Source organism: uncultured Granulicatella sp., from assembly GCF_963515615.1.
Lineage (GTDB): Bacteria > Bacillota > Bacilli > Lactobacillales > Aerococcaceae > Granulicatella.
Genome location: NZ_CAUPZT010000023.1, coordinates 1 through 24,743 on the forward strand (window position 1 = coordinate 1; position 24,743 = coordinate 24,743).

The 24,743-nt window shown below is 31.2% G+C and carries 25 protein-coding genes and 1 other annotated feature; of the genes, 7 read left to right on the plus strand and 18 right to left on the minus strand.

Annotated elements, in window-relative coordinates; all coding sequences use genetic code 11:
• Nucleotides 1–219 precede the first annotated feature (219 nt).
• Nucleotides 220–699 carry a 23S rRNA (pseudouridine(1915)-N(3))-methyltransferase RlmH gene (gene rlmH, locus RYL55_RS05085; protein ID WP_315007857.1) on the plus strand — a complete coding sequence of 160 codons (480 nt, stop codon included), beginning with the start codon at nt 220–222 and terminating at the stop codon, nt 697–699.
• 260 nt (nt 700–959) lie between these two features.
• Here rlmH and rplI read toward each other — a convergent pair whose 3' ends face one another.
• From rplI to dnaA, 18 genes are all read right to left on the minus strand, one after another.
• Nucleotides 960–1,412, minus strand: coding sequence for a 50S ribosomal protein L9 (gene rplI / locus RYL55_RS05090; RefSeq protein ID WP_315007859.1), 453 nt, complete (start codon nt 1,410–1,412; stop codon nt 960–962).
• A gap of 12 nt (nt 1,413–1,424) precedes the next feature.
• Nucleotides 1,425–3,455, minus strand: coding sequence for a DHH family phosphoesterase (locus tag RYL55_RS05095; protein WP_315007861.1), 2,031 nt, complete (start codon nt 3,453–3,455; stop codon nt 1,425–1,427).
• Between the two features lie 178 nt (nt 3,456–3,633).
• Complete coding sequence (rpsR, locus tag RYL55_RS05100; RefSeq protein WP_227932033.1) at nt 3,634–3,876, minus strand: 30S ribosomal protein S18; 243 nt, start codon at nt 3,874–3,876, stop codon at nt 3,634–3,636.
• Nucleotides 3,877–3,895: 19 nt separating this feature from the next.
• Nucleotides 3,896–4,399, minus strand: coding sequence for a single-stranded DNA-binding protein (gene ssb, locus RYL55_RS05105; protein WP_315007863.1), 504 nt, complete (start codon nt 4,397–4,399; stop codon nt 3,896–3,898).
• Between the two features lie 36 nt (nt 4,400–4,435).
• Nucleotides 4,436–4,741, minus strand: a complete 306-nt coding sequence (gene rpsF / locus RYL55_RS05110; protein ID WP_314112710.1) for a 30S ribosomal protein S6 — start codon at nt 4,739–4,741, stop codon at nt 4,436–4,438.
• A 138-nt stretch (nt 4,742–4,879) separates the two neighbouring features.
• Complete coding sequence (locus tag RYL55_RS05115) at nt 4,880–6,019, minus strand: 5-methyltetrahydropteroyltriglutamate--homocysteine S-methyltransferase (protein WP_315007865.1); 1,140 nt, start codon at nt 6,017–6,019, stop codon at nt 4,880–4,882.
• A gap of 18 nt (nt 6,020–6,037) precedes the next feature.
• Nucleotides 6,038–6,790, minus strand: coding sequence for a cyclase family protein (locus RYL55_RS05120; protein WP_315007866.1), 753 nt, complete (start codon nt 6,788–6,790; stop codon nt 6,038–6,040).
• An 85-nt stretch (nt 6,791–6,875) separates the two neighbouring features.
• A complete protein-coding gene (locus RYL55_RS05125) occupies nt 6,876–8,009 on the minus strand; it encodes a 5-methyltetrahydropteroyltriglutamate--homocysteine S-methyltransferase (protein ID WP_315007868.1) in 1,134 nt (377 codons plus the stop codon).
• A gap of 42 nt (nt 8,010–8,051) precedes the next feature.
• Nucleotides 8,052–8,277 (minus strand) — a binding site (T-box leader).
• 134 nt (nt 8,278–8,411) lie between these two features.
• Entirely contained in the window at nt 8,412–8,654 is a 243-nt protein-coding gene (locus RYL55_RS05130) for a type II toxin-antitoxin system RelE/ParE family toxin (protein ID WP_315007870.1), read from the minus strand.
• A complete protein-coding gene (locus RYL55_RS05135; RefSeq protein ID WP_314403663.1) occupies nt 8,651–8,890 on the minus strand; it encodes a hypothetical protein in 240 nt (79 codons plus the stop codon). Before RYL55_RS05135 ends, RYL55_RS05130 begins: the two co-directional genes overlap by 4 nt.
• A gap of 58 nt (nt 8,891–8,948) precedes the next feature.
• The gene (locus RYL55_RS05140) at nt 8,949–10,568 is read right to left on the minus strand and encodes a hypothetical protein (RefSeq protein WP_315007872.1); all 1,620 of its coding nucleotides are present in this window, start codon (nt 10,566–10,568) and stop codon (nt 8,949–8,951) included.
• Nucleotides 10,549–11,301, minus strand: coding sequence for an ABC transporter ATP-binding protein (locus tag RYL55_RS05145; RefSeq protein ID WP_314112700.1), 753 nt, complete (start codon nt 11,299–11,301; stop codon nt 10,549–10,551). Before RYL55_RS05145 ends, RYL55_RS05140 begins: the two co-directional genes overlap by 20 nt.
• 197 nt (nt 11,302–11,498) lie before the next feature.
• Nucleotides 11,499–14,051 carry a DNA gyrase subunit A gene (gene gyrA, locus RYL55_RS05150; RefSeq protein WP_315007874.1) on the minus strand — a complete coding sequence of 851 codons (2,553 nt, stop codon included), beginning with the start codon at nt 14,049–14,051 and terminating at the stop codon, nt 11,499–11,501.
• Nucleotides 14,052–14,075: 24 nt separating this feature from the next.
• Nucleotides 14,076–16,013: a DNA topoisomerase (ATP-hydrolyzing) subunit B gene (gene gyrB / locus RYL55_RS05155; RefSeq protein WP_314077744.1), complete on the minus strand. Its 1,938-nt coding sequence runs from the start codon at nt 16,011–16,013 to the stop codon at nt 14,076–14,078.
• A 23-nt stretch (nt 16,014–16,036) separates the two neighbouring features.
• Nucleotides 16,037–17,146 carry a DNA replication/repair protein RecF gene (recF, locus tag RYL55_RS05160; protein WP_315007877.1) on the minus strand — a complete coding sequence of 370 codons (1,110 nt, stop codon included), beginning with the start codon at nt 17,144–17,146 and terminating at the stop codon, nt 16,037–16,039.
• Nucleotides 17,133–17,378 (minus strand): S4 domain-containing protein YaaA, encoded by a 246-nt coding sequence (gene yaaA, locus RYL55_RS05165; RefSeq protein ID WP_020991435.1) that lies wholly within the window; start codon nt 17,376–17,378, stop codon nt 17,133–17,135. Before yaaA ends, recF begins: the two co-directional genes overlap by 14 nt.
• Nucleotides 17,379–17,608: 230 nt before the next feature.
• The gene (gene dnaN / locus RYL55_RS05170; protein WP_006703106.1) at nt 17,609–18,766 is read right to left on the minus strand and encodes a DNA polymerase III subunit beta; all 1,158 of its coding nucleotides are present in this window, start codon (nt 18,764–18,766) and stop codon (nt 17,609–17,611) included.
• Nucleotides 18,767–18,949: 183 nt separating this feature from the next.
• On the minus strand, nt 18,950–20,317 hold the full coding sequence (dnaA, locus tag RYL55_RS05175; protein ID WP_315007878.1) for a chromosomal replication initiator protein DnaA: 1,368 nt from the start codon (nt 20,315–20,317) through the stop codon (nt 18,950–18,952).
• Nucleotides 20,318–20,833: 516 nt separating this feature from the next.
• Between dnaA and rpmH the strand changes: the two genes are divergently transcribed.
• From rpmH to RYL55_RS05205, 6 genes are all read left to right on the plus strand, one after another.
• A complete protein-coding gene (rpmH, locus tag RYL55_RS05180) occupies nt 20,834–20,968 on the plus strand; it encodes a 50S ribosomal protein L34 (protein ID WP_006703104.1) in 135 nt (44 codons plus the stop codon).
• Between the two features lie 65 nt (nt 20,969–21,033).
• Nucleotides 21,034–21,420: a ribonuclease P protein component gene (gene rnpA, locus RYL55_RS05185; RefSeq protein WP_315007880.1), complete on the plus strand. Its 387-nt coding sequence runs from the start codon at nt 21,034–21,036 to the stop codon at nt 21,418–21,420.
• On the plus strand, nt 21,404–22,219 hold the full coding sequence (gene yidC / locus RYL55_RS05190) for a membrane protein insertase YidC (RefSeq protein ID WP_315007882.1): 816 nt from the start codon (nt 21,404–21,406) through the stop codon (nt 22,217–22,219). Before rnpA ends, yidC begins: the two co-directional genes overlap by 17 nt.
• A 70-nt stretch (nt 22,220–22,289) precedes the next feature.
• Nucleotides 22,290–23,036 (plus strand): RNA-binding cell elongation regulator Jag/EloR, encoded by a 747-nt coding sequence (gene jag / locus RYL55_RS05195; protein ID WP_315007883.1) that lies wholly within the window; start codon nt 22,290–22,292, stop codon nt 23,034–23,036.
• A 342-nt stretch (nt 23,037–23,378) separates the two neighbouring features.
• Entirely contained in the window at nt 23,379–24,230 is an 852-nt protein-coding gene (locus tag RYL55_RS05200) for a helix-turn-helix domain-containing protein (protein ID WP_315007885.1), read from the plus strand.
• A 115-nt stretch (nt 24,231–24,345) separates the two neighbouring features.
• On the plus strand, nt 24,346–24,567 hold the full coding sequence (locus RYL55_RS05205) for a hypothetical protein (protein ID WP_315007886.1): 222 nt from the start codon (nt 24,346–24,348) through the stop codon (nt 24,565–24,567).
• Nucleotides 24,568–24,743: the final 176 nt, after the last annotated feature.

The following is a 24,743-nucleotide window of genomic DNA, read 5'->3' on the forward strand; positions in this document are numbered from 1 at the left end:
TAATAAAGAACCCACTAAAATGACAATAGCAAAACTAGCTGCTATTCTTTTAGGAATGGATTGTTGAAATAAAAAACGAATCATTTAATTCCTCCATTAATCATAAAAATCTATTCTTGAAAATTATAATGCTTTTCCAAAAAAAAATCGATAAAATAAATGAAATCTTATCTAAATGTTTAGTATAATACTAACGTAAACTTTTTAAAGGAGACTCTTATGAATATTACGATTATTAGTGTTGGGAAATTAAAAGAAAAATATTTAAAACAAGGAATTGACGAATATGCTAAGCGATTAGGAAGTTATTGTAAACTTCAACTTATTGAAGTACCAGATGAAAAAGCTCCAGAAAATCTAAGTGAGAAAGAAATGGAACAAGTTAAAGATAAAGAAGGAGAAAAAATTCTAGCAAAAATAAAAGATTCTGATACCGTTATTGCGATGGCGATTGAAGGAGATTTAATCAGTTCAGAACAATTAGCTGAAAAAATTGAAAATTATGGAATTAATGGACAAAGTTCTATTGCATTCATTATTGGGGGTTCATTAGGATTAAGTGATACTGTCAAAAAACGTGCGAATGCTAAAATTTCATTTGGAAGAATTACTCTTCCTCATCAATTAATGCGATTAGTGTTAGTCGAACAAATTTATCGTTCTTTCCGAATTACAGCAGGACATGCGTATCATAAATAAGTTTTCATAAATTATAATAAAATCTATAAATATATTTCACAAATTCTTCATATTCTTCCACTATACTTTAGTCATTCCCAAATAAGAATATTTATCCTCCCAAAATAAATATTTCTAATCCTTTTTTCCACCGATGAGAAATCGGTGGTTTTTTATTTATAACAACTTGTGAATTAATTAACAAAAATAAAAAAGCTATGGAAAACATTTCCACAGCCTTACTTATTCAAAATTTATCTACATCAGTGAAAAACTTAAAATTATTGAGCAACAATATTCACAGTCATTGTCGCTTGAACATCATGATGTAATTTAACAGGTACTCTAGCAAAACCTAATGCACGAATTGGTGCAGCTAATTCAAATTTACGACGATCTAATGAAACATTAAATGTTTTATTGAATTCTTCTGCAATTTGCTTTGCTGGAATTGCTCCAAATAAACGTCCATCTTCTCCTGCTTTTGCTTTAATCGTTACCACTGTTTCTTCTTTTTCTAAGAATTCTTTTAATTCTTTTGCTTGTGCTAATAATTCAGCATTATGTTTTTCTTCTGCTTTCTTTTGACCAGCTAAAGTTGATAAGCTTGCATTTGTTGCTTCTTTTGCTAAACCATTTTTAATAAGGAAATTTTGTGCATAACCATCTGCTACATTTTTTACATCTCCTTTTTTTCCTTTACCTTTAACGTCTTGTAGAAAAATCACTTTCATTTTTCTAACCTCCTATAAATCTATTTCATTTCCTAATTCAGAAATAACTTCTTTTAATTGAATAACGGCTTCCTCGATTGTTATATCAGTTAATTGAGTGGCAGCATTTGAAAAATGTCCTCCACCACCCATTTTTTCCATTACTCGTTGTACATTTTTATTTCCTAAGCTTCTACCGCTAATACCTATTCTTCCATCTTCACGTTTTGTAACAACAAATGAAGCATCAATATTTTCCATTGAAAGCATCATATCTGCTGTCTGTGCAGCAACAACTGTAGGATAAGTATGGTTTTCTTCTCCTTGTACAATACCAATATTATTATCTAATAAAATTAATGAATTTAATAAATGACTTCTTAATAAATAAGTTTCAACATTTTCTTTCAATAATCTTTGAATTAATATAGTATCTGCTCCAACTGATTTTAAATAACTTGCTGCATCAAATGTTCTAGAACCCGTTCTTAATGTAAAGTTTCTTGTATCTACAATAATACCACCTAACATTGCTGTTGCTTCTATCGGTTGAATACTTTCTGCATAGTTATTCTGATATTCAAATAATTCGGTAATTAATTCTCCTGTAGAAGAAGCATATGGTTCAATATAAACTAATACAGGATTTTTTGGGAAATCTTGACTTCTTCTATGATGGTCAATCACTACAATCTTATTTGCTTGTTCTAAAACTTCTGGTGCAGCAGCAATAACCGGACGACTAACATCTACTAATATCACTAATGTATTTGGAGTTAATTTTTCTAATGCTTCTTCTGGAGTAATAATGTCCTCTCGTAAATCTTTTTGTTCACGAATGACATCCATTAGTTTATGAATATCATGAGAAAACTGGTTTTCATTTGTTACAATCCAAGCTTTTTTCTGATTCATTTTAGCAATTCTTCTAATTCCTAAACATCCACCAATAGCATCCATATCCGGAAATTGATGTCCCATTACAATGATTTCAGTTGCTTCTTCCATTAAGTCTTTCAATGCTTGAGAAACCATTCTTGCTCTCACTCTTGTACGTTTCTCCATTGGATTTGATTTTCCACCATAGAAACGTGCATCCTCATTTTGAGAACGAACAACGACTTGGTCTCCACCACGTCCTAGAGCTAAATCTAAATTTGCTTGTGCATAAGACGCAATTTCTTGATATTGCGTTTCATTTTCTTTATCTGAATAAGAAAAACCCATACTAACTGTTAATGGATAATTTTGTTTAGCAGTTGTTTCTCGAATTTTATCCATAATATCAAATTTTTCTTTTTCTAAAGTTTCTAATGACTTACGATTTAAAAATGCAATAAATCGATCGTCATCTACTCTTTTCATAAAGATATTATGGTGAATTGCCCAACTCGATAATTGATTCGTTACAAAATTATTTAAATTCGATTTTCTTCTATCATTTAATGACTGGGAAACTTCTGAGAAATTATCTAAAAATATTTGTCCAATTACAATCTGTTCATCATGATATTTTTCTTCAATACTTGCATATTCAGTAATATCCGTTAAATAAATCATTCGAATATCTGGATGTACGATCACTTGATATTTTTTATTTTCGTGAGAAAAAATATCCTTTTCTTTGTGTTGTTGAATTTGTCTTTTCACTTGATAAAATAATCGTTCATTTAATTGTTTTAATGGCACTCCAATAACGTTTTGTTTTTGAAGTTTTTTCTGTAAATATGGATTTACCCATCTAATATTTTCTTTTTCATCATATAAAATCATACCAACTGGCATTTTTAAATAAGCATCCTGCTCACCTTTACGAATTTGATATGCTAAATCAGTTGCATAATCATTTATTCGTTTTGAAATAATATGAATTGAAAAATAGGTTAAAATGGCAAACAAACATAACCAGATAAGTACTATAAGTCCTAACCAAGGATGAATCATAAAACTCATCATACACATAATACTTAAAAGAATTATAAATGAACCACCATAATATTTTGCAGATGGAATTCTTAGATAAGATGGAAGTTTTTCATACCATTCTTTAAAATGATTTAACATATGTTTATCACCATCTTTCTATAACTATTTTAACATATTTCAAAGCAAAGGAATACCCTTGAAGCTTTATCATAATGTTTCACGTGAAACATTTATTCTAACATTAAATCACTCTTCTAATGTTTCACGTGAAACATTTGATAGAAAAAAGGACTGGAAAACCAGTCCTTTGTCTTAATTAGTCTACTGTTGTAAATGGTAATAATCCCATAATACGAGCACGTTTGATTGCAACAGTTAAAAGACGTTGATATTTAGCACAAGTACCTGTTACACGACGTGGTAAGATTTTACCTTTTTCAGAAATGTAGCGTTTTAATAATTCTACATCTTTGTAATCGATATATTTAATGTGGTTTGCTGTAAAGTAGCAAACTTTTTTACGACGACGAGCGCCGCCACCTCTACGTTGTTGAGCCATTACGGTATCCTCCTTTTGATTAGAATGGTAAATCATCGTCAGAAATATTAATTGCTTCTCCATTTGCTAAGAATGGATCTGCTGGAACATTTCCAAATGATGATGTAGGAGCACTTGGTGTGTTAAAACCACCTTGTGATTGATACTGATTTTGTTGTGAATAACCATTATATGAATCATTTCCTGGACGTTGTTCAGTAACATTTTTTGACTCTAAGAATGAGAAATTATCAACGACTACTTCAGTCACATAGACTTTTTGTCCTTGTTGATTTTCATAGCTTCTAGTTTCAATATGTCCTTCAACACCAATTAAAGAACCTTTGCGAGTAAACTTCGCTAAATTTTCTGCTGATTTTCTCCAAACTCTACAGTTAATAAAATCAGTTTCTCGAATCCCTTGTTGATTTGTATAACGGCGGTCACAAGCAATTGAAAAAGTTCCAACTGCTACTCCATTTGGAGTATATTTTAAGTCTACTGGTCGAGTTAAACGACCCACTAACACAACATTATTGATCATAGTATCTGCTCCTTTCAAGATTTGTTTTACTTAATATTAAGCAAATGCTTCTACTTTAACAATCATATGACGTAAGATGTCATTGCTGATTTTAGCTAAACGGTCGAATTCGTCAATTGCTTTTGCATCTTCAGCAGTGATGTTCACTAAATGATAGATACCTTCGTGGAAATCTTTAATTTCGTATGCAAAACGACGTTTCGCCCAGTCTTTAGATTCAACAACAACAGCGCCATTGTCTGTTAATACAGCATCAAATCTTGCAACCAATTCAGCTTTAGCAGCTTCATCGATGTTTGGACGGATGATGTATAAAATCTCGTATTTTGATGTTTGACTCATTGACTGTCACCTCCTTATGGTCTTTTGGCTTATTCTTTTGAATAAGCAAGGAGAGTATTAAAACTAATACTCACGTTCCATTATTATAGCAGAGAAATTGCATTCTGACAACGATTTTGCACTATTTTTTATATAAACTTATTTCCAAAATTCACGAACAATTTCATCAATTAGTTTTAATTTATCCCATTGTGCTTCAATGGTTAAAATATTTCCTTCTTCTGTTGAAGAAAATCCACATTGAGGACTTAGACATAATTGTTCAAGAGGAACATATTGACTTGCTTCATTAATACGAGCAATCACTTCATCTTTATCTTCTAAGTCACCAAATTTAGAAGTAATTAACCCAAGTACCACTTTTTGGTCTTTAATATAACGTAGTGGAGTAAAGTCTCCAGCACGGTCACTATCATATTCTAAGAAGAATCCATCTACACGGCAATGACCGAATAAAGTCTTAGCAACTGGTTCATAACCACCACTAGAAAACCATGTTGAACGGAAGTTTCCACGGCAAATATGCATATTTACTACTAAATCTTCTGGTTTCCATTCAATTACACGGTTTAACACGTCTACATAATCACGAGCAATTTGTTCTAAATCAAATCCACGTGCTTCATAGGCTTCACGCTTATCTAAAGCACAAAATTCTCCCCAACTTGTATCATCTAATTGAATATTACGGCATCCTAAGTCATAGAAGCATTGTAGAGCTTTACGATAGGCTACCACAACATCATCATAAAATAATGCTTCATTATCTTTGTAACGATCAATTGGGATATAATTTTTCTCACGTACTTGTGTAATTAAATGCAACATACTTGGTGAAGGAATTGTTAATTTAACTGGTGTATCACCTGCATGTTCTTTTAAGAATTTGAAATGTTTTACGAATGGATGATTTTCAGAAAAATCAATTTTGCCAGCAATACGTAAAGTTTTTGGTTTTGCATCTTTATCTTTAAATTGAACAGAGAAATGTTCTACTTCTACTAGTTCCACTCCATCTAAGTGTTCTAAAAAGTCTAAGTGCCAGAAAGCACGACGAAATTCTCCATCTGTAATGGATTGAAGTCCAAGTTCTTTCTCTTTTTCAACTAAGGCAATGATTTCTTCGTTTTCTACACGTTCTAGTTCTTCAGCAGTAATTTCTCCAGCACTAAATTTTGCACGAGCTTCTTTTAATCTTTCTGGACGTAAGAAACTTCCTACGTGATCTAAGCGGAAAGGCGCTTTTTGACAACAATTACAATTTTCATGATTTGACATATTTATTCCTCTTTTCTTTTATTCAGCTTCTGGTAAATAAGCAATTGCACGCACAGGTGAACCTGGTGTACGTTTCCAGTTTGGATAAGATACTGAAATGACCGCACCTACTGCAGGAAGTTGATCAAGATTTGCTAATACTTCTACTTGATAAATGTTTTGACTTAGTAAATAATACTCATTTGTTAACCCATGTGCTGCTGCATGAACTCCAGAATCTGTATCTAATGTTTCATGTCCTACTGCTTTTACATGACGTTCATGAATTAAAAATTCTAGTGCTTCTTTACTCCAACCTGGTGTTTGTTGAACACCATTTTCATCAAGATTACGAATAGCATTTTGACTTGGCCAACGATATGACCAATCACTACGAAAGGCAACAAATGCACCTGGTTCAATCTTACCATATTCTTTTTCAAATCTAAGTACATCTTCTTTTAATAATTCGTAGTTTGGATTTTCAGCTACTTCTTTTGAACGATCAATCACGTATAATGGTAACAATAAATCTTTTAACTCTAATTCATCAAGGAATCGTCCTCCTTCCACAAAATGGCAAGGTGGATCAATATGTGTTCCGTATTGGGTAACTACTGATAATTGTTGTACATGAAACCCATCTTTTAATGTAAATAAATCTTTTTGTTCTAATGCTGGTAAAGCAGGAAAATGAGGACTATTGGCATCAATTTGATGGCTTAAATTCACCCATTTTGCTTGTTTTAATGTTTTAAATGCTTGTGTCAGTTGTTGTTGAAATGTTGTCATAATAACACTTCCTTTCAAAAAAATGGAAGGCTATGGATTAAAATGAATCTCCCCATAGCCCTTTGTTTGCTTTATAATACTAGGTTTATTTTCCCCAAACTTCTTGTGCAATTTCACTAATTAATGCAATTTTCTTCCATTGATCCTCTTCTTTAATTACATTTCCTTCTTCTGTTGAAGCAAATCCACATTGTGTACTTAAATATAGATTTTCTAATGGTACATATTGACTAGCTTCTTTAATACGAGCAATAATTTCATCTTTATTTTCTAAATCAGCAAATTTTGATGTTAATAGTCCAAGAACTACTTTTTTCTCTGTTCCAACTTTTGCTAATGGTTTAAAGTCCCCTGCGCGATCTGTATCAAATTCTAAATAATAAGCATTTACATTTTCGCCACCTAATAATTCATCTTCTACTTTATTGTATCCTCCTTGAGAAATCCAAGTAGAATGGAAATTACCACGACAAACGTGAGTATTAATGACTAAATCTTTAGGTGCATTTGCAATGACACCATTATTCAAACGTAACGCACGAGCAGCAAATTCTCTTCGTACTTCTTCTAATGGACGATTTTCACGGAAACGTTTTGCAAATCCATCGTCTACTAAAGCTCCCCATGTACAGTCGTCTAATTGTAATGTTCTTAATCCTGCATCATATAAATCTTGAATCACTTCAGAATAAGCTTTAATAATAGCTTCGAATAATTCATCTGTTGTTGAATAAACAGCTTCCCAAGCAGCAACATGCTCTGGTGTACGAATTAATTCAAAATAAAATTGTGAAGGAGAAGGAATAGTAAATTTAACAATCACATCTTCTTCTTTTACTAAATCTCTTAAAAACTCAAAATGTTTAACAAATGGGTGATTTTTCCCATTAATCAGTGCTTTAAGTACTGCGGTATCAGCTTTTGTTTCAATTCCATGAAATAAATAGCCACGTTCACCTACTACATGTTCTACGCCGTTAAAACCCCAAAAGAAGTCTAAATGCCAGTAAGCACGACGGAATTCTCCATCTGTTACCCCTTGTAAACCAGCAGCAATTTGTTTTTTTACGATTTCTTGAATATTTTTATCTTCTACTGCTGTTAATTCTTCACGTGTAATTTCACCGTTTGCAAATTTTTCTCTTGCTTCTACTAATTCTTTTGGACGTAAGAAACTTCCTACGTGATCTACTCTAAATGGTGCTTGTTGTTTTGTCATAATACATTCCTCCTAAAATAAAAAATCCTTACAGTTTTTCACTGCAAGGACGAAATTTCGCGTTACCACCTTGTTTTAGAATTATTTCGCAATAATTCCCTCTATAAGTATCTTTATACTCTTGCTATATCGGGCTACCCGTAGATATTTTATCATTCAATATCTAACACTCCAAGGCCATCTTCAAAAATTCAATCTTGATCTCTTTTCACCTACCGAGACTCTCTAAACAAGTTTCCTTTTTTACTCACCTTTTCACAGTGCTGTTCTTTTGCTGAAATTAGAATAACAGGAGAAAACGTTCTAGTCAATCATCTAATTATTATCTATACTTATAGTTTAAAACTATAGTAAAAACTAGAAAAACTCCATAGTTTTCACTATGGAGTCTATATATCACTATCACCATTGTTTATAAATATCGCAACGATTCCCTATATCTTCAATCATATAAATATTATTTTGATTATCGAAAATCACCCTATAACTTCCTACTCTTAGACGGTAATAATTTTCATATCCAGCTAATTTTCTAACATCACCATATGGTAATTGATAAATAGCATTCGTTATTTTTAGAATCGTTTCTTTGTTTTGTTTTTTTAGAAATTTCTTAGCAGGACGTTTAAAAATGAATTCTTTCATGATAAAATCCCTAATTCTTTTAATAATTCTTCTTTAGAATATTTTTCTCCTTTATCATTAGGATCAATTTGATGAATCATATTTTGATAAAACTCATCTACAACTACTTCACCATTTTCATTAATCATCTCATCAGAAATTTCAGGGAAAACAGTATAAATATATCTTAATAAAACAGAAACTTGTTCTTCGTTTAAATGTTTTGTAATTGCTGTTAATGTTTCTTTAGCAGTCATTTCTATCCATTCCCCTTTCTTCTATTATCATATTGAAATTTTAAACATAAGTCAAAAATTATAAAGCTTTTTTCAATTTTCTTAAATAATATTCACCGAAAAATATCCCTAGTCCATTCAGAATGATAAAAGTTGCAGCTCCTATGATATATCCAATTGTTTCTGGAAGGAAGTGAATAATTGGGAAAGATGCCACTATACAAAGAATTAAAATGATAAATAAAATAAACATTAAAATCCCCAATAAAAATCTATTTCCTCGACTTTGTAGTTCAACAATATTACTCCAATTTGGAACACGTAGTCGATAATCTCTTTCAAATCCCCAAGCTGATAACCCAAAACTAATCGAAAACCAAGTAACTATTACAGCTAATACTAATAAAATTGGCATGCCTAGTACTAATAATACAATACTTAATAATAGAATTGGCACAGAAGACTGTGATAAAAATAATACTTTAAATTTTTCACGAGCATATTTTTTCATATCGATTGGTAATACTTTTAAATATTCAAAATTTTCTCTTTCTAAAGAAAAACCAATACTTGTTAAGTTATTTCCAAAGGAATTTGTCATTGCAAACAATAAAGCAAATAATAAATACGAAAGTAAAAATCGGAAGGTAAAAAATTCTGTAAGATTAACTCCTTCTCTCGTCACACTAAAAATCATTGGTAATAACATCAAAAACGGTAAAATACTTGGTGCAATGATTCCTTGAACAATAATGGAACCTTCTTTCATTAATTGAATATGGTATTTTCTCACTAATTTTGAAAAATTATCCAATGTAAAGCTACGAACTCTTTTAGAATATTGTTGAATTGAACTAACTTCCATCGCTTTTTCATAAAAGGTTGGCAATATTTTATAGTGAATATTCACTAATAAGAGAACTGTAATTCCAATCCAACCTATATAGCCAATCATTCCATCAAGCGATAATGGATGAAGAATCATCGCATAAAAAGCTTCAAAAGGAGGAATAAAAGCTCTCTCTTGTTTCGTTAATATTGAAACACTATTATGATTAGAAATTAAAATATACAGTAAACCTGAAAAAACAGAAACAAATCCTAATAAAATATTTGAAATAATATTTTTATGCTTTTTAAAAAATGACAAACTTGTCAAATAATGTACGAGTGTAAAAATAAATACTCCTAAAAAGACTAATAAAATGAAACAGTTAATAATCATTAAAGGAATGGTATACCAAAAATCTTTTCCATATTGAATCGGTAAAACGATAAAATAAGCAATAATAGGTCCTAATCCCATTAAAGCGACCATCATAACAGAAATAGCTTTTCCAAGAATAATTTCTACTTCTCTAAAAGCATAAGGTCGATAAGAAGTTAAATCTTTACTTTCATAAAATACATTATAAAATGCAATAAAACTTTGAGAAAATGTAAAAGCACTAAAAATGCTAATCATATTCGCAAATAGGACTGGATTTTCTCCAATAGGATTTACAAATGAATTAAGTACCCCAAAAAAAGCAATATAAATTAATCCAATCATAAGCTGAGAACGAAGGATTTTCTTAGGAATATCGATTTTTTTTAGTGGATTTTTTTCTTGTTTTTGTCGGTAAGCAGCTAATTGAGCAGGAGCAACTGCATATAATAAATTCAACTTCACTAATTTTCTAACAGCTTGCAGATTCATCGACAGTCTCTCCTTCCTTACGTCCCGCTAAAGATAAATAAATACTTTCAAGAGACTCTTGAGGATTATGTTCTTTTAACTCTTCAATTGTACCGTAAAATAGTAATTCACCTTTTTTCAAAATGGCAATACGATCACATAATTGTTCTGCTACTTCTAATACGTGAGTAGAAAATAATACTGTTTTTCCTTTTTCGGCATGTTCACGCATCATTTTTTTCAAATCGTAAGCAGCTTGTGGATCTAAACCAGTTAATGGTTCATCTAAAATCCAAATATCTGGGTCGGATAATAAAGCCCCAATGACGAATACTTTTTGTCGCATTCCATGAGAAAATGACTCAATCACATCATAACGATAAGGAGTAAAGTCAAATAACTCTAATAAATACGTTAATCTTTCTTCTATTTGATTCATAGTTAATTGATAAGAAACTGCAATTAATTCCCAAAATTCATTAGCCGTTAAACGTAAAAACAAATCTGGAGAATCTGCCACATATCCAATTTTTCTCTTAATTGTTAATGGATCTTGTGATAGAGGAACGCCATCTACTTCAATCGTTCCACTTGTAAGTGGCAAAATACTCACTAATGATTTAATGGTTGTGGATTTTCCTGCACCATTATGTCCAATTAATCCAACAATTTCTCCACTTTCAATTGTTAAGTTTAAGTTATTTAAAGCTACCTTATCTCCATATTTTTTTGTTGCTTGTTTAAATTCAATCATGATAAACTTCCTCCCATCCTATAATTACGCTAATTATACACCTAAAAATAGCGCTTTACTAGTGACTAAAGTCTGATTTTTCTATAGAATTGCTTGATATTTTGTATTTTAATCATAATTAGAAAAAAGACTTTTCCTCATAGCATGAAAAGATATTTAACATCTTTGCTAATCTAGAAAAGTCTATTTTTATTGTTTTATTCTTGTTCGTCTAATAATTCTTGTGCGAAATTTTGTAAGTTTTCGGTTACTTTTTCAGAAACAACTGTTTCTTCTGATGAAGTGACCGTTTCTTCTGTCTCCTCTTCACGATCTACAATAGCTAATGAACTTACAATAGCATCTTGATCTAAACGCATCATACGCACCCCAAGAGCACCACGACCTGTTTGAGAAACATCTGAAGCGTGGAATCGAATGATTACTCCTTTATTCGTCATAATCATTAAATCTTCCTCACCCGTTACGGTTCTTAAGCATACAAGAGGACCATTTTTCTCAGTAATACGAAGGGTTTTAACCCCTTTACCACCACGACCTTTTAAGGCATATTCGCTGGCAGCAGTACGTTTACCATATCCTTTTTCACTAACGACTAATACTTCACGTTCAGGTGTTAAAATATCCATTCCAATCACGTAGTCATCATCACGTAAAGATACACCTCGAACCCCTGCTGCTGTACGACCCATTGCACGAACTTTTTCTTCATGGAATGTTACAGCATTTCCGTGATAAGTTCCAAGAATGATGCCATCTTGGCCACTTGTTACGACTACACGAATTAATTGATCATCTTCTCGTAATTGAATTGCACGTAATCCATTTGTACGAATATTTTTGAAGTCTGATAATTTCACACGTTTAACAGTTCCACGTAAAGTTGTAAAGAATAAGAATCTTTCTGTTTCATCAGATTCCGGTACACTAATAATTGCTTGAATTTTCTCAGTTGAGTCTATATTCAATAAGTTAATGACTGGTAATCCTTTAGCAGTACGACTGTATTCTGGAATTTCATATCCTTTTGCTTGATATACTTTACCTGTATTTGTAAAGAATAATAATGAATCATGAGTTGAACATGAAATCATATTTTCTACAAAGTCATCATCATGGACGCTCATTCCTTGTACACCACGTCCTCCACGACGTTGTGTTTTAAATTCAGAATTTGCTAATCGTTTAATATAGCCATTCTTCGTTAAAGTAATGACTACATCTTCTTGTTCGATTAAGTCTTCATCTTCTAAACTTAAAGCTTCTCCTACTAATAATTCAGTACGACGAGGATTATCAAATTTTTGTTGAATTTCTAATAATTCTTGTTCGATAATTTCATAACGTCTTTCTTCGCTTGCTAAGATTTCATTTAATTCCTTGATAAGTGCTTGTAAATCTGCATATTCTGCATCGATTTTCTCACGTTCTAATCCTGTTAAGCGAACCATTCTCATATCTAAAATAGCTTGAGCTTGTTTATCACTTAATCCATATTCATTCATGAAACGTTCTTTAGCAATATCACCACTAGCAGAACTACGAAGAATCGCCACAATGGCATCGATATGATCCAAAGCTACTTGTAATCCTTCTAAAATATGAGCACGATCTTCTGCTTTTTTCTTTTCGAAAATACTACGACGACGAATCACTTCTTCTTGATGATTTAAGTAGTGTCGTAAAATTTCTTTTAAGCTTAAAATTTTTGGTTCTTGCCCTACAATTGCTAACATATTAAATCCAAAGTTTGATTGTAATGGCGTTAATTTGTATAAATTATTTAAAACAACTGAAGCAGAAACATCTCTTCTCACTTCAATAACAACACGCATTCCTTTACGGTCAGATTCGTCATTTAAATACGTAATTCCTTCAATTTTCTTTTCATGATGCAATTGAGAAATACGTTCAACTAAACGAGCTTTATTGACCATATATGGTAATTCCGTAATAATAATACGTTCTTTTCCATTTTTTAATTCTTCGATTTGTACACGTCCACGAACTGTAATAGATCCACGACCTGTTTCATAAGCTCGACGAATTCCAGATTTGCCTAATACAATTCCACCTGTTGGAAAATCAGGTCCTGGTAATACTTCCATCAATTCAGCTGTTGTGACATCAGGATTTTTCATCAATAAATGTAATGCAGAAATTACTTCTCCTAAATGATGTGGAGGAATATTCGTTGCCATCCCTACTGCAATCCCTGTTGCTCCATTGACTAAAAGGTTTGGAATACGAGATGGTAAAACTTCTGGTTCACGTTCTGTTGAATCATAGTTATCACGATAATTAATCGTATCTTTATTTATATCTCGTAGCATTTCTAAAGCAATTTTACTCATTCTTGCTTCGGTATAACGCATTGCCGCTGGACTATCTCCGTCGACAGAACCAAAGTTTCCGTGACCATCAATTAATGGATAACGATATGAGAAATCTTGTGCCATACGAACCATTGCATCATAAATGGCAGAGTCTCCGTGTGGATGGTATTTACCCATTACATCCCCAACAATACGAGCAGATTTTTTATGGGGTTTATCTGGCGTTACTCCTAATTCATGCATTCCATATAAAATACGACGGTGAACAGGTTTTAACCCATCACGAACATCCGGAAGCGCACGAGATACAATAACACTCATGGAATATTCCAAAAATGATTTACGCATTGTTTTAGCTAAATCCGTTGGTTCGAATTTTTCTTCGAAAAATTCTAAATCTTTTTCCTCAGACATTTTGTCTCTCCTCTTCTTCAATCATTAAATATCTAAATCATTCACGTCAATAAATTTCGCATTTGCTTCAATAAATTCTCGACGTGGTTCTACTTTATCGCCCATTAACATATCTAACACTTGATCAGCTTCAGCAGCATCTTCAACCGTTACTTGTAACATCGAACGATTTTGAGGATTCATTGTTGTTTCCCATAATTGTTCCGCATCCATTTCTCCTAAACCTTTATATCTAGAAATTTGTGGTTTTGGACTAGCTGGAAGTTCTTTTAATTTTGCTTCTAATTCCTCATCATTTTGAATATAAAACTCTTGTTTTCCTTGTTTTAATTTATAAAGAGGTGGTTGCGCAATATAAACATATCCTGCTTCCACTACTGGACGCATATAACGATAGAATAATGTAATTAATAATGTTCGAATATGTGCACCATCGACATCGGCATCGGTCATAATGACTAATTTATGATAACGAGCTTTCGATAAATCGAAATCTCCACCAAATCCTGTTCCCATTGCAGTAAATAGTGAACGGATTTCATCATTGGCTAAAATTTTATCTAATGATGCTTTTTCAACGTTTAAGATTTTCCCTCGAATTGGTAAAATCGCTTGGAAGTGACGAGAACGTCCTTGTTTTGCAGAACCTCCCGCAGAATCTCCTTCGACAATGAAGATTTCTGAAACGCTTGGATCATTACTTGAACAGTCCGCTAATTTCCCTGGTAAATTAGAAATTTCTAAACCAGATTTTTTACGAGTTACTTCACGTGCTCTTTTCGCAGCTAAACGTGCTTTAGAAGCTAAAATCCCTTTTTCAACAATTTTACGGGCAACTTGTGGATTTTCCATTAAAAATTTATCAAAATGAGTCGCAAATAATCGATCTGTAATTGTTCTTGCTTCAGAATTTCCTAATTTTGTTTTCGTTTGTCCTTCAAATTGTGGATCAGGATGTTTAATAGAGACAACTGCCGTTAATCCTTCACGTACATCTTCCCCACTTAATTTTTCTTCATTCTCTTTCATTAATTTTTGACGACGAGCGTAATCATTAATAACACGAGTAAGGGCGGTTTTCATTCCAGATTCATGTGTTCCACCTTCATAAGTATGGATATTGTTTGTAAAACTTAATAAATTTGTATGGTATCCTGAAGTATACTGCATAGCTACTTCCACTTGAATGCCATCTTGTTCCCCTTCAACATAAATCGGTTCTTCAAATAATACTTGTTTTGACTTATTTAAATGTTCTACATAACTTTTAATTCCGCCTTCATAATAAAATGTTTTTACAACAGGCTCTTCTACTCGCAAATCAGTAATCGTTAGTTTTAATCCTTTATTTAAAAAAGCTAGTTCTCGAACACGATTCGCTAATTTTTCAAAGTCATATACAGTTGTTTCTTGGAAAATTTCTGGATCTGGAACAAAATAAACGCTAGTTCCATGTTTATCCGTTTTTCCAATTATTTTTAAATCTTCTAAAACAGCACCACGTTTATAAGACTGTTCATAAATATTTCCATCTTTAAAAACTTGGACGGTTAAATCTGTAGAAAGTGCATTTACAACAGAAGCACCTACCCCGTGAAGACCACCGGAAACTTTGTAACCTCCGCCGCCGAATTTACCACCAGCATGAAGTACTGTAAATACCGTTTCTACAGCAGGACGTCCTGTTTTTTCTTGAATATCAACTGGAATTCCACGTCCATCATCAGTAACACGGATATGGTTTTCAGGTGTAATCTCAATTTCGATATGAGTCGCAAATCCTGCTAAAGCCTCATCGATTGAGTTATCAACAATTTCCCATACTAAATGGTGTAAACCGGCACTGCTTGTAGAACCAATATACATCCCTGGACGTTTACGTACAGCTTCTAATCCTTCTAATACTTGAATCTGACTGGCATCATATTGTGCAGCAAGAACTTCTTTATTTTCTTCTGTCATTTTCTATTCTCACACTCCATTTTTCATTGAACTTGACCTTGATGAATCGGATATACAATTGGTTCATTAATAAATTGCTTACGAATTCCATCTAAACTAGTCGTTGTTATGAATGTTTGTACTTTATTTTCAATTGCTTTAATCAAATGCGTTTGTCGATCATCATCTAATTCAGATAACACATCATCTAATAATAAAATTGGATATTCTCCAGTAGCGATGTTCATTAATTCTATTTCTGCTAATTTTAAACTTAATACAGTTGAACGTTGTTGCCCTTGAGAACCAAAATTTTGAACGGGTTTATCATTTAAATAAAAAATCAAATCATCTCGATGCGGACCGACTAAAGTACTCGCTTGTTCTAATTCTCTTTTTTGTACAGCTTCAAATTGTTTTTGATACAATTCTTTTATTTCATCTTGAGACATTCCTTTTTCAATCGAAAGGGATGTTTGATATTTCAATGTAAATTCTTCTCTTCCTAATGAAATTTGTTCATGAATTGGTCTAGCTAAAGCTTCCAATTGTTCCATAAATTCTAAACGATGGTTTAAAATTGCACTTGCCTTTTCAATGACTTGTTCTGTTAAAACTTCTAAATAAAGATCAGCCGATGATTTTTTAATCGCTAATTGTTTTAAATAATGATTTCTTTGTTTTATAAGGCGTTGATATTCTACTAATTCATGTAAATAAATAGGATTCATTTGACCTAGTTCCATATCCATGAATTTTCGGCGATTTGCAGGAGCCCCTTTCACTAATTCTAAATTTTCAGGTGCAAATAAAATGACATTTAATTGTCCTAAATAGGAACTAAGTTTTTTTTGTTCTAAATGATTGACTCGTCCTATTTTTCCTTTATTTGAAAAACGAATTTCTAAGGGAATATTACTAATTTTCTTTTCTACTTTTCCTTTAATAGTAGCAGTATCTTTATTCCACTTAATCAATTCTCGATCTTGATTGGTACGATGACTCTTCGTCATTGCCAAAGTATAGATAGATTCCATTAAATTCGTTTTACCTTGAGCATTTTCACCTATGAAAATATGAACTCCTTTCCCAAATTCAAGAAAAAGTTCTTCATAATTTCTAAAATGATTCAGTTGTAATTCAACTAATCTCATCCATAACTTCCTCAGATTCTCTTTTCACAACAAAAATGCCTTCTTCAGGAATTTCTACACGTGTTTTATCATATAGTTTTCTACCACGACGATTTTCAATTTCACCATCAACAAATACAACCGTTTCTTGCAAATACCATTTTGCTTGACCACCTGTTGTAATCACATCAATATGTTTTAAAAATTGTCCTAATGTAATAAATTCTTCTGTAATTGTTACAATTTTTGTCATGATTTTCCTCTTTTCTCTCTTTTGGGTATACGCATACTACTTTATTATACCTTTTTTAAAGAGAATTCTCAAAGATTTTGCAAAAATTCGCCTATTTTTGCATTTTTTTATAAAATAAATAAAAAACCTTTTTTAAAGGGAAAAATGAAATTTACTAGGATTTTTTCAAAATTTTAAAAATAAGCAAAAAAAAAAAATCCATGATGACAAAAATCATCATGGACAATTTTTTAACCGTTAAATGTACGAACTGGTGTAACTAATTGAATAAAACTATATGGAATATCTGAATGATTGTCTTTTAATGTCAATGTAAATGGACGATTCGCTTCTAAAAATTGAATCGTTGCTTCTGAAGAACCAAATAAACGAAGCGCATCTTTTAAATAATCAGGATTAAATGAAACATCCAATGAAGCACCTTCATAATTTTCTACCGTAATTTCTTCTTCAACTTTTCCAATTTCTGGAGAATTACCTGTTAATAAAATGCGATTTTCATTAATCGATAATGTTGCAATATTATTTTTATCTGTATGAGACATTAATGATGCACGATCTACAGCAGCTACTAAATCACTCGCAACAACCGTAATCGCTGTATTAAATTGATCATTAATTAATCGATCTGTATCTGGATAACGTCCTTCTAATAAACGAGAGTAGAAAGAAAGAGTTTCTGTTTGGAAAAGAACTTGATTTTCAGTAATCGCAAAATCAATCGTTTCTAAACCATCAATAATACGTGATAATTCAATTAATGTTTTACCTGGTAAAGTAATTTCAAATGTTAATGCATTACTTGTTTCAGGCATTTCTAAAGGAATAATTCTTTGACTCAAACGGTGAGAGTCTGTTGCGACAGCTTTTAATTGATTATTGGCAATAACCATATGAATTCCCGTTAAAATAGGGCGAGATTCAGCAGTAGAAACAGCAATAGAAGTTTGTAAAATCACTTGTCTAAATAATGGAACAGGTAATGTTAATACATGATCTTTTTCAACTTCTGGAAGTTGTGGATAATCATGAGCCGATAAGCCATTTAATGTAAATGCAGCACTTCCTGCCGTAATCGTTGCTTGTAATTGTTCATTTGTTTCTAAAGTAAATGTATTTTGAGGTAATTTTTTAACAATTTCACCAAAGAATCGAGCAGGTAATACAATTGAACCTGTCTCTACAATAGATAATTGTAATTCTTCATGTTCTACTGGAAGAAAAATTTCAATAGAAACTTCAGAATCACTACCTGTTAAAGTAATCCCTTCTTGAGAAACAACTAATTTAATTCCTGTTAAAATTGGAATCGTTGTTTTCGAAGGAATAGCACGTTGAACGTCTGCTAAATTTTTTAAAAATGCTTGACGATTAATTGAAAATTTCATTTTATGCCTCCTAGTTGTATGTGTGTCTGTCTTAAATTTAATTTTATTTATAATAAATATAGTAATAGTAGTAGGGCCTGTTAATTTTGTGGAAAACTATTATGTTGCTTTTAAATTCATCATTTTTAATTGTGGATAAGTATTGTGTATAACAATTTAATAACTAGAGTAGTTATCCACATCTTAAAAACCAAGTTTTTTCTTTAAATCATTAACAGCTTTTGTAATGTCCCCTTGAAGTTTATATTCTTCATTAATTTTATCATAGGCATGTAATACAGTAGAATGATCTTTGCCAAATTCTGTTCCTAATTTTGGAAGAGAGCTATTTGTTAATTCTCTTGCTAAATACATAGCAATTTGACGAGGTTCTACAATGGATTTTGTCCGTTTTTTACCTTTTAAATCTTCTAGAGAAATATGGTAATAACGTGCAACCGCTTCTTGAATATCTTGAACGGATACAATTTTTTCTTTACTTCCAGGGATAAAGTTTTGCAGAGCTTCAGCAGCTAAATTTGTTGTAATATCTTCACCATGAGTCACAGAATAAGCTTGAACTCTTACAAGAGCACCTTCTAATTCACGGACATTGGATTGAATTTGTCCAGCAATATAGCTTAAGGTATCTGTAGGAATATCAATTCCAACAGCTTCTGCTTTTTTAGATAAAATTGCAATTCTTGTTTCCAAATCTGGTGGAGTAATATCAACCGGAAGTCCTGAAACGAATCGTGAAATTAAACGTTCTTGCAAGGCTTTAATTTCTGTTGGTTGTCGATCACTTGTTAATACAATTTGTTTTTGATTATTAAATAGGGCATTAAATGTATGGAAAAATTCTTCTTGAGTAGCTTCCTTCTCAGCAAAAAATTGAATATCATCGACTAATAATAAATCAACATTTCGATAATAATCTCTGAATTCTTGTTGTGTGCTTGTTCTTAATGAAGTAATCATTTCATTTGTAAAAGCTTCACTCGTTACATATTTTACTCGTGCATTTGGATTTAATAACTTATATTGATTTCCAATTGCTTGCATTAAGTGAGTTTTACCTAATCCAACACCACCGTAGAAAAAGAGTGGATTATACAATTGTCCAGGTTTTTCACATACAACTAAAGCAGCAGCATGTGCCATCTGGTTTCCTTTACCGATGATAAATGAATCAAAAGTATATTTAGGATTTAATAGAGAATCATCTTCTATGTAAATATTTTGAGTCACTTCATTTTTTTCTTCATTTGTTGAGATTTGTGGAGTAGATTCCATAATCGCTGTTTTGGCTGAAAAATCTTGTTCATCTGAAATAATAAATTTAGGTTCAAATGATTTTCTGAAATAATCATATCCACGTTCCATTACATCCATTAATAAATTATCTTCCCAGAAATTAGCATATGTTTGAGAAGGAACTTGAATATAAAGATAATTTTGGTCAATTTTTAATAATTTAGCAGGCATAATCCAGTGTTTAATGGTAAAATCTGAATTTGTTTTTTCAAAATGAGCTAATAAAATTTTCCAAAATTCATCTAATGGATTCATAAAAAACACCTCCTTGTGGATAAATAATATAAAATCTATGAGTAAGTGTAGCATTTTTTTAAAAAGTTTTCCACAGAAAATCATATTTTAACAAAAAAAAGTAAATTTAGGAAATTTTATCCACAGCTTTGTGGAAAAAATACAAAAAAAAGAGTAAACTTTTACTTATTCACAAGATTTGTTCATAAGTAAAACTCAATAATGATAAAGGATTTAGAAGTTTATCCACATTATCCACAATTTGTGGATATGTTTTTGTAAACAGGGTTTGAATTTGTTAAAAAACTGTGGAAATTGTAAGGATAAAGGTGAATTTAAAAAAAATTTATAAAAATAATTGTGGATAACTATTGAAAGATGAATAATTTTACTAGGTATTTTGAATAAAATATGGTATGATACTCCAGTACAGTGATGCAAGAAACAAAGTATTGACTTTGTTAGAGAATATCATTATAATGATGTAGACTGTCTAGGATAGTTAGACATACACAGAACTAGGAGGTGCAAGAAGTTATGAAAAGAACATATCAACCAAACAAACGTAAACGTCAAAAAGTTCACGGTTTCCGTAAACGTATGAGTACAAAAAATGGCCGTAGAGTATTAGCAAGCAGACGCCGTAAAGGTAGAAAAGTTTTAGCAGCTTAGATCACTGAACGTCTCAGTGATCTTTTTTTTATAAATGTTTTAAAAACTTAGATAAAGGTGAGTGTATGCGTAAGTCTTATCGAGTAAAGAAAGAGCAAGAGTTTCAAAAGGTTTTTCATCATGGAAATTCAGTAGCGAATCGTCAATTTGTGGTTTATCAAATCGATAAATCGAATCAATCTCATTTTAGAGTAGGAATTTCTGTGAGTAAAAAATTAGGGAATGCAGTTGTTAGAAATCGTATCAAACGATTAATACGAAGTGTATTAACAGAACTAAAGCCACAATTACAGTCAGAGATTGATTTTATCGTGATCGCACGTAAACCTATAGTATCTATGAATTATCAAGAAGTAAAAAAATGTATGATGCATGTATTAAAATTAGGAAAGATTTTAATAAAAGATGATTATAATGGAGAAAGTAGGGAATTAAGTGAAGAAAAAGCATAAATTAGCTTTAACATTAGCGGTTTTAACATTATTTTTAGCAGCATGTAGTACAACTCCTGTAACAGCAGAAAGTACAGGAATTTGGGATAGAGTCATTATTTATAATTTATCTCAATTTATTATAACTTTATCTCATATTTTTGGAAATAGTTATGGTTTAGGAATTATTGTTTTTACAATTATAACAAGAATTGTACTAGTACCAATTATGCACTTCCAATATAAGACAACAAGACAAACAGCTATTTTACAACCTGAAATTAATAAACTTCGAGAAAAATATTCTGCTCGTGATCACCAAACTCAAGAAATTTTACGAGAAGAAATTTCAGCTTTATATGAAAGAGAAGGTGTGAATCAATATGCTGGATGTTTACCAGTAGCGATTCAATTACCTGTAATGATTGCTTTATATCAAGCAATTAGTCGTACAGAAGCTTTAAAAACAGGATCTTTTTTATGGTTTAATTTAGATCAACCAGATCCATTTTTCATTTTACCAATTTTAGTAGTAGCTACAACTTATCTAACTTCTTGGTTAACAATGAAAATGCAAGACAGTGGAGCGGCTGGAAAAATTATGTTATTTGTATTACCAGCAATGATTGGATTTACAGCTTTAACATTCCCAAGTGCGTTATCACTATACTGGGTTGTAGGGAATATCTTTATGGTTATTCAAACATTAATAATGAATAATCCATTTACATTTATTGCAGAACAAAAAGCTATTGTACAAGAGAAAAGACGTCGTGAAAAAGCTTTAGAAAAAGCAAAGAAAAAACATGGCAAAAATTAATAATAGACTTGTTCAGATGAATAGAACATGAGATAATACATGTAAAATTGCAATATGGAGGATATAGAAGATGACACAAACGATTCGAGTAAATGATAGTTCTGTAGAAAAAGCTATCCAAAAAGGGTTACGTCAATTACAATTAACACAAGATGATGTAGAAATTGAAGTAATTGATGAAGGGAAAAAAGGATTATTTGGTTTTGGACAAAAAGATGCTGTAGTGTCTATTACTGTAAAAGAAACAATTGAGCAAGAAGAAGTTGTTGTTGAAGAAGTAGAAGTATCTTTAGAAGAAGATGAATTTGACTTTGAAGATGATTATGAAGAATCTAAAGAATCAGTTGAAGTATTAGATAATCATATTGAAGAAGCTGCACATATTACAAAAGCATATTTAGAACAAATAGCAGAAATATATGGTGCACCAAGTGTCGTTCATGTAGAAGTACAAAAAGAAAAAATGAATTTTGTTTTTGAAACAGAAAAACCAGGTTTATTAATTGGTAAATATGGTAAAATTTTAAATGCTTTACAAGTATTAGCACAAGTTTCAGTTCACCGCTTTGTAAAAGGAAGAATGTCTGTACAAGTAGATGTGGGCGATTATCGTTTACGTCGTACAGAAGCTTTACAACAAATAGCAGAAAGAACAGCACTTCGTGTTCTAAAAACAAAACAACCGGTATATTTAGAACCATTACCGGCATATGAAAGAAAACAAATTCATGCATACTTAAGTAAAAATAAACGTATTTCTACCCATTCAGAAGGTAAAGAACCACATCGTTATTTAGTAGTAGAAATTGCAGAATAATTGAAACAGAAGACTGGATTGATTCCAGTCTTTTTTATGTAAATGAAAATAGAAAAAGCAATGAATTCAGAGGAACAAAACAAAATAAACAACTATAGTAGAAATTAGAAACTATAAAATTGAAAGAAACTTGTAAAAATCCTATATAAAAGGTTGAAACATTTAACGAATCAGGTTAAAATGAATTATCCGCAGTGTCTTTAGGGAGAAGACAATGATAAATATTTGTATTTTATATAAAATATACAACATTTTTTATATAAGAAAAATATTTACATTAACTGGAAAAATTCCCAAAAAAGATGTATAATAAAAAAAATTAAAAGTTAGGAGAATTATAGTATGGATATTCAAGTTTTTATTAGGCGCCGTAAAGAAAAAGGCTTATCTCAAATAGAATTAAGTCATGGAATCTGTACTCAAGCAACATTAAGTCGCTTTGAAAATCATGGGCAAATTCCATCAATGAAAATTTTAAGTCAACTGTGCGCACGACTGCAATTAGATGTGGGGGACTTATTTGCAAGTGTCAATACAAAAGAAGTTGCAATTAATAAGCTTCTAGAAAAAATAGAAGAAAGTATTGTAACGATGGATTATGAATTGGCTGAAAAATTAATTGGAACAGTTCAATTAGATCAATTGAATGATGAACAAAAAATTCACCTACTTTACCTAAGAGGATTTACCCAAGTATTACAAGGCAAGGAAATGGAAGATGACTTGTTCTATTTCAATAAAATACTAGCAGAACAATATGAAAATGATGATACTTATATTCACCTAGCATATACTGGTTTAGGCTTAGTCTACCATCAACAAAAAGATATTGAAAAAGCAGAATATTATTTTTCAAAAGCGATTCATGAATCAGAAAAACATCAACTAGAAAAAAAGGAAGATGTTTGGAGAGTTTTAATGGTTTTATATCATAGTGCTATGTTCTTCTCAAATAATAAAAATTATAAAAAAAGTAATGAATTACTAAAGAAAGGAATTGAGTTATGTAGTCAATATCATATAACTTATTATTTAGGTAGATTACATTATCAATTAGCAGTAAATGCACTAGAAAGTAATGCGCATATTCTTGAAGTACAGCTATTATTAAATGATGCAGCAGCATTTTCTAGAATTAATTCACATGATGATTTATTAAATGAAATCGAAAAATTAAGTGATTCTTTATCATAAAAATCATACACTTCAAGTTTTAGAGTAACCTCTATACTTGGAGTTTTTTTGTAAGAAAATAAATGATTGAAAAATAAAAAAAGAAACATATAATAGAGAATAAGGAGTGAAAAAAATGGGTTTAAGATTTAATAAAGATGAATTTCTAAAAAAAGAAAAGCTAATTTTACCGGAAGATATTGAATTACCATCATTAGAGAAAGAATATGATTTTGATAGTTTCGGTGATACATTTATAATGATGCCAAAATTGGAAGAAGATCAACGCCAAAAAAATCTTGAAAAAAATATCAAAAAAGAATGGCTAGAACCAATAGAAGATAAAAAAGAAGAGTAAATTTTAATGATAGATTAGGTTAGTGTTTGTAGTATTTGAGTTAACAATTCACGAAGTAAAAAAATTGAAAATTTTATATAAAAAGACTTGAAAACTAACGCTGGCTATGGTAAATTATAAGCACTGTTAACGAACGTTCGCATTTAAAGCGATTGCGAAAAAGAAATTTAAAATAA

What these genes read in the sequence shown, in the direction of transcription:
- recF (WP_315007877.1), bottom strand. Translation starts at nt 17,146, where the DNA reads ATGAGATTAGTTGAATTACAACTGAATCATTTTAGAAATTATGAAGAA.
- RYL55_RS05120 (WP_315007866.1), bottom strand. Translation starts at nt 6,790, where the DNA reads ATGACAACATTTCAACAACAACTGACACAAGCATTTAAAACATTAAAA.
- jag (WP_315007883.1), top strand. Translation starts at nt 22,290, where the DNA reads ATGACACAAACGATTCGAGTAAATGATAGTTCTGTAGAAAAAGCTATC.
- ssb (WP_315007863.1), bottom strand. Translation starts at nt 4,399, where the DNA reads ATGATCAATAATGTTGTGTTAGTGGGTCGTTTAACTCGACCAGTAGAC.
- RYL55_RS05130 (WP_315007870.1), bottom strand. Translation starts at nt 8,654, where the DNA reads ATGAAAGAATTCATTTTTAAACGTCCTGCTAAGAAATTTCTAAAAAAA.
- dnaN (WP_006703106.1), bottom strand. Translation starts at nt 18,766, where the DNA reads ATGAAATTTTCAATTAATCGTCAAGCATTTTTAAAAAATTTAGCAGAC.
- rpsF (WP_314112710.1), bottom strand. Translation starts at nt 4,741, where the DNA reads ATGAGTCAAACATCAAAATACGAGATTTTATACATCATCCGTCCAAAC.
- yaaA (WP_020991435.1), bottom strand. Translation starts at nt 17,378, where the DNA reads ATGACAAAAATTGTAACAATTACAGAAGAATTTATTACATTAGGACAA.
- rpsR (WP_227932033.1), bottom strand. Translation starts at nt 3,876, where the DNA reads ATGGCTCAACAACGTAGAGGTGGCGGCGCTCGTCGTCGTAAAAAAGTT.
- RYL55_RS05200 (WP_315007885.1), top strand. Translation starts at nt 23,379, where the DNA reads ATGGATATTCAAGTTTTTATTAGGCGCCGTAAAGAAAAAGGCTTATCT.
- gyrA (WP_315007874.1), bottom strand. Translation starts at nt 14,051, where the DNA reads ATGTCTGAGGAAAAAGATTTAGAATTTTTCGAAGAAAAATTCGAACCA.
- RYL55_RS05140 (WP_315007872.1), bottom strand. Translation starts at nt 10,568, where the DNA reads ATGAATCTGCAAGCTGTTAGAAAATTAGTGAAGTTGAATTTATTATAT.
- rnpA (WP_315007880.1), top strand. Translation starts at nt 21,034, where the DNA reads ATGCGTAAGTCTTATCGAGTAAAGAAAGAGCAAGAGTTTCAAAAGGTT.
- RYL55_RS05095 (WP_315007861.1), bottom strand. Translation starts at nt 3,455, where the DNA reads ATGTTAAATCATTTTAAAGAATGGTATGAAAAACTTCCATCTTATCTA.
- dnaA (WP_315007878.1), bottom strand. Translation starts at nt 20,317, where the DNA reads ATGAATCCATTAGATGAATTTTGGAAAATTTTATTAGCTCATTTTGAA.
- RYL55_RS05115 (WP_315007865.1), bottom strand. Translation starts at nt 6,019, where the DNA reads ATGTCAAATCATGAAAATTGTAATTGTTGTCAAAAAGCGCCTTTCCGC.
- RYL55_RS05125 (WP_315007868.1), bottom strand. Translation starts at nt 8,009, where the DNA reads ATGACAAAACAACAAGCACCATTTAGAGTAGATCACGTAGGAAGTTTC.
- rplI (WP_315007859.1), bottom strand. Translation starts at nt 1,412, where the DNA reads ATGAAAGTGATTTTTCTACAAGACGTTAAAGGTAAAGGAAAAAAAGGA.
- RYL55_RS05135 (WP_314403663.1), bottom strand. Translation starts at nt 8,890, where the DNA reads ATGACTGCTAAAGAAACATTAACAGCAATTACAAAACATTTAAACGAA.
- rlmH (WP_315007857.1), top strand. Translation starts at nt 220, where the DNA reads ATGAATATTACGATTATTAGTGTTGGGAAATTAAAAGAAAAATATTTA.
- gyrB (WP_314077744.1), bottom strand. Translation starts at nt 16,013, where the DNA reads ATGACAGAAGAAAATAAAGAAGTTCTTGCTGCACAATATGATGCCAGT.
- rpmH (WP_006703104.1), top strand. Translation starts at nt 20,834, where the DNA reads ATGAAAAGAACATATCAACCAAACAAACGTAAACGTCAAAAAGTTCAC.
- RYL55_RS05145 (WP_314112700.1), bottom strand. Translation starts at nt 11,301, where the DNA reads ATGATTGAATTTAAACAAGCAACAAAAAAATATGGAGATAAGGTAGCT.
- RYL55_RS05205 (WP_315007886.1), top strand. Translation starts at nt 24,346, where the DNA reads ATGGGTTTAAGATTTAATAAAGATGAATTTCTAAAAAAAGAAAAGCTA.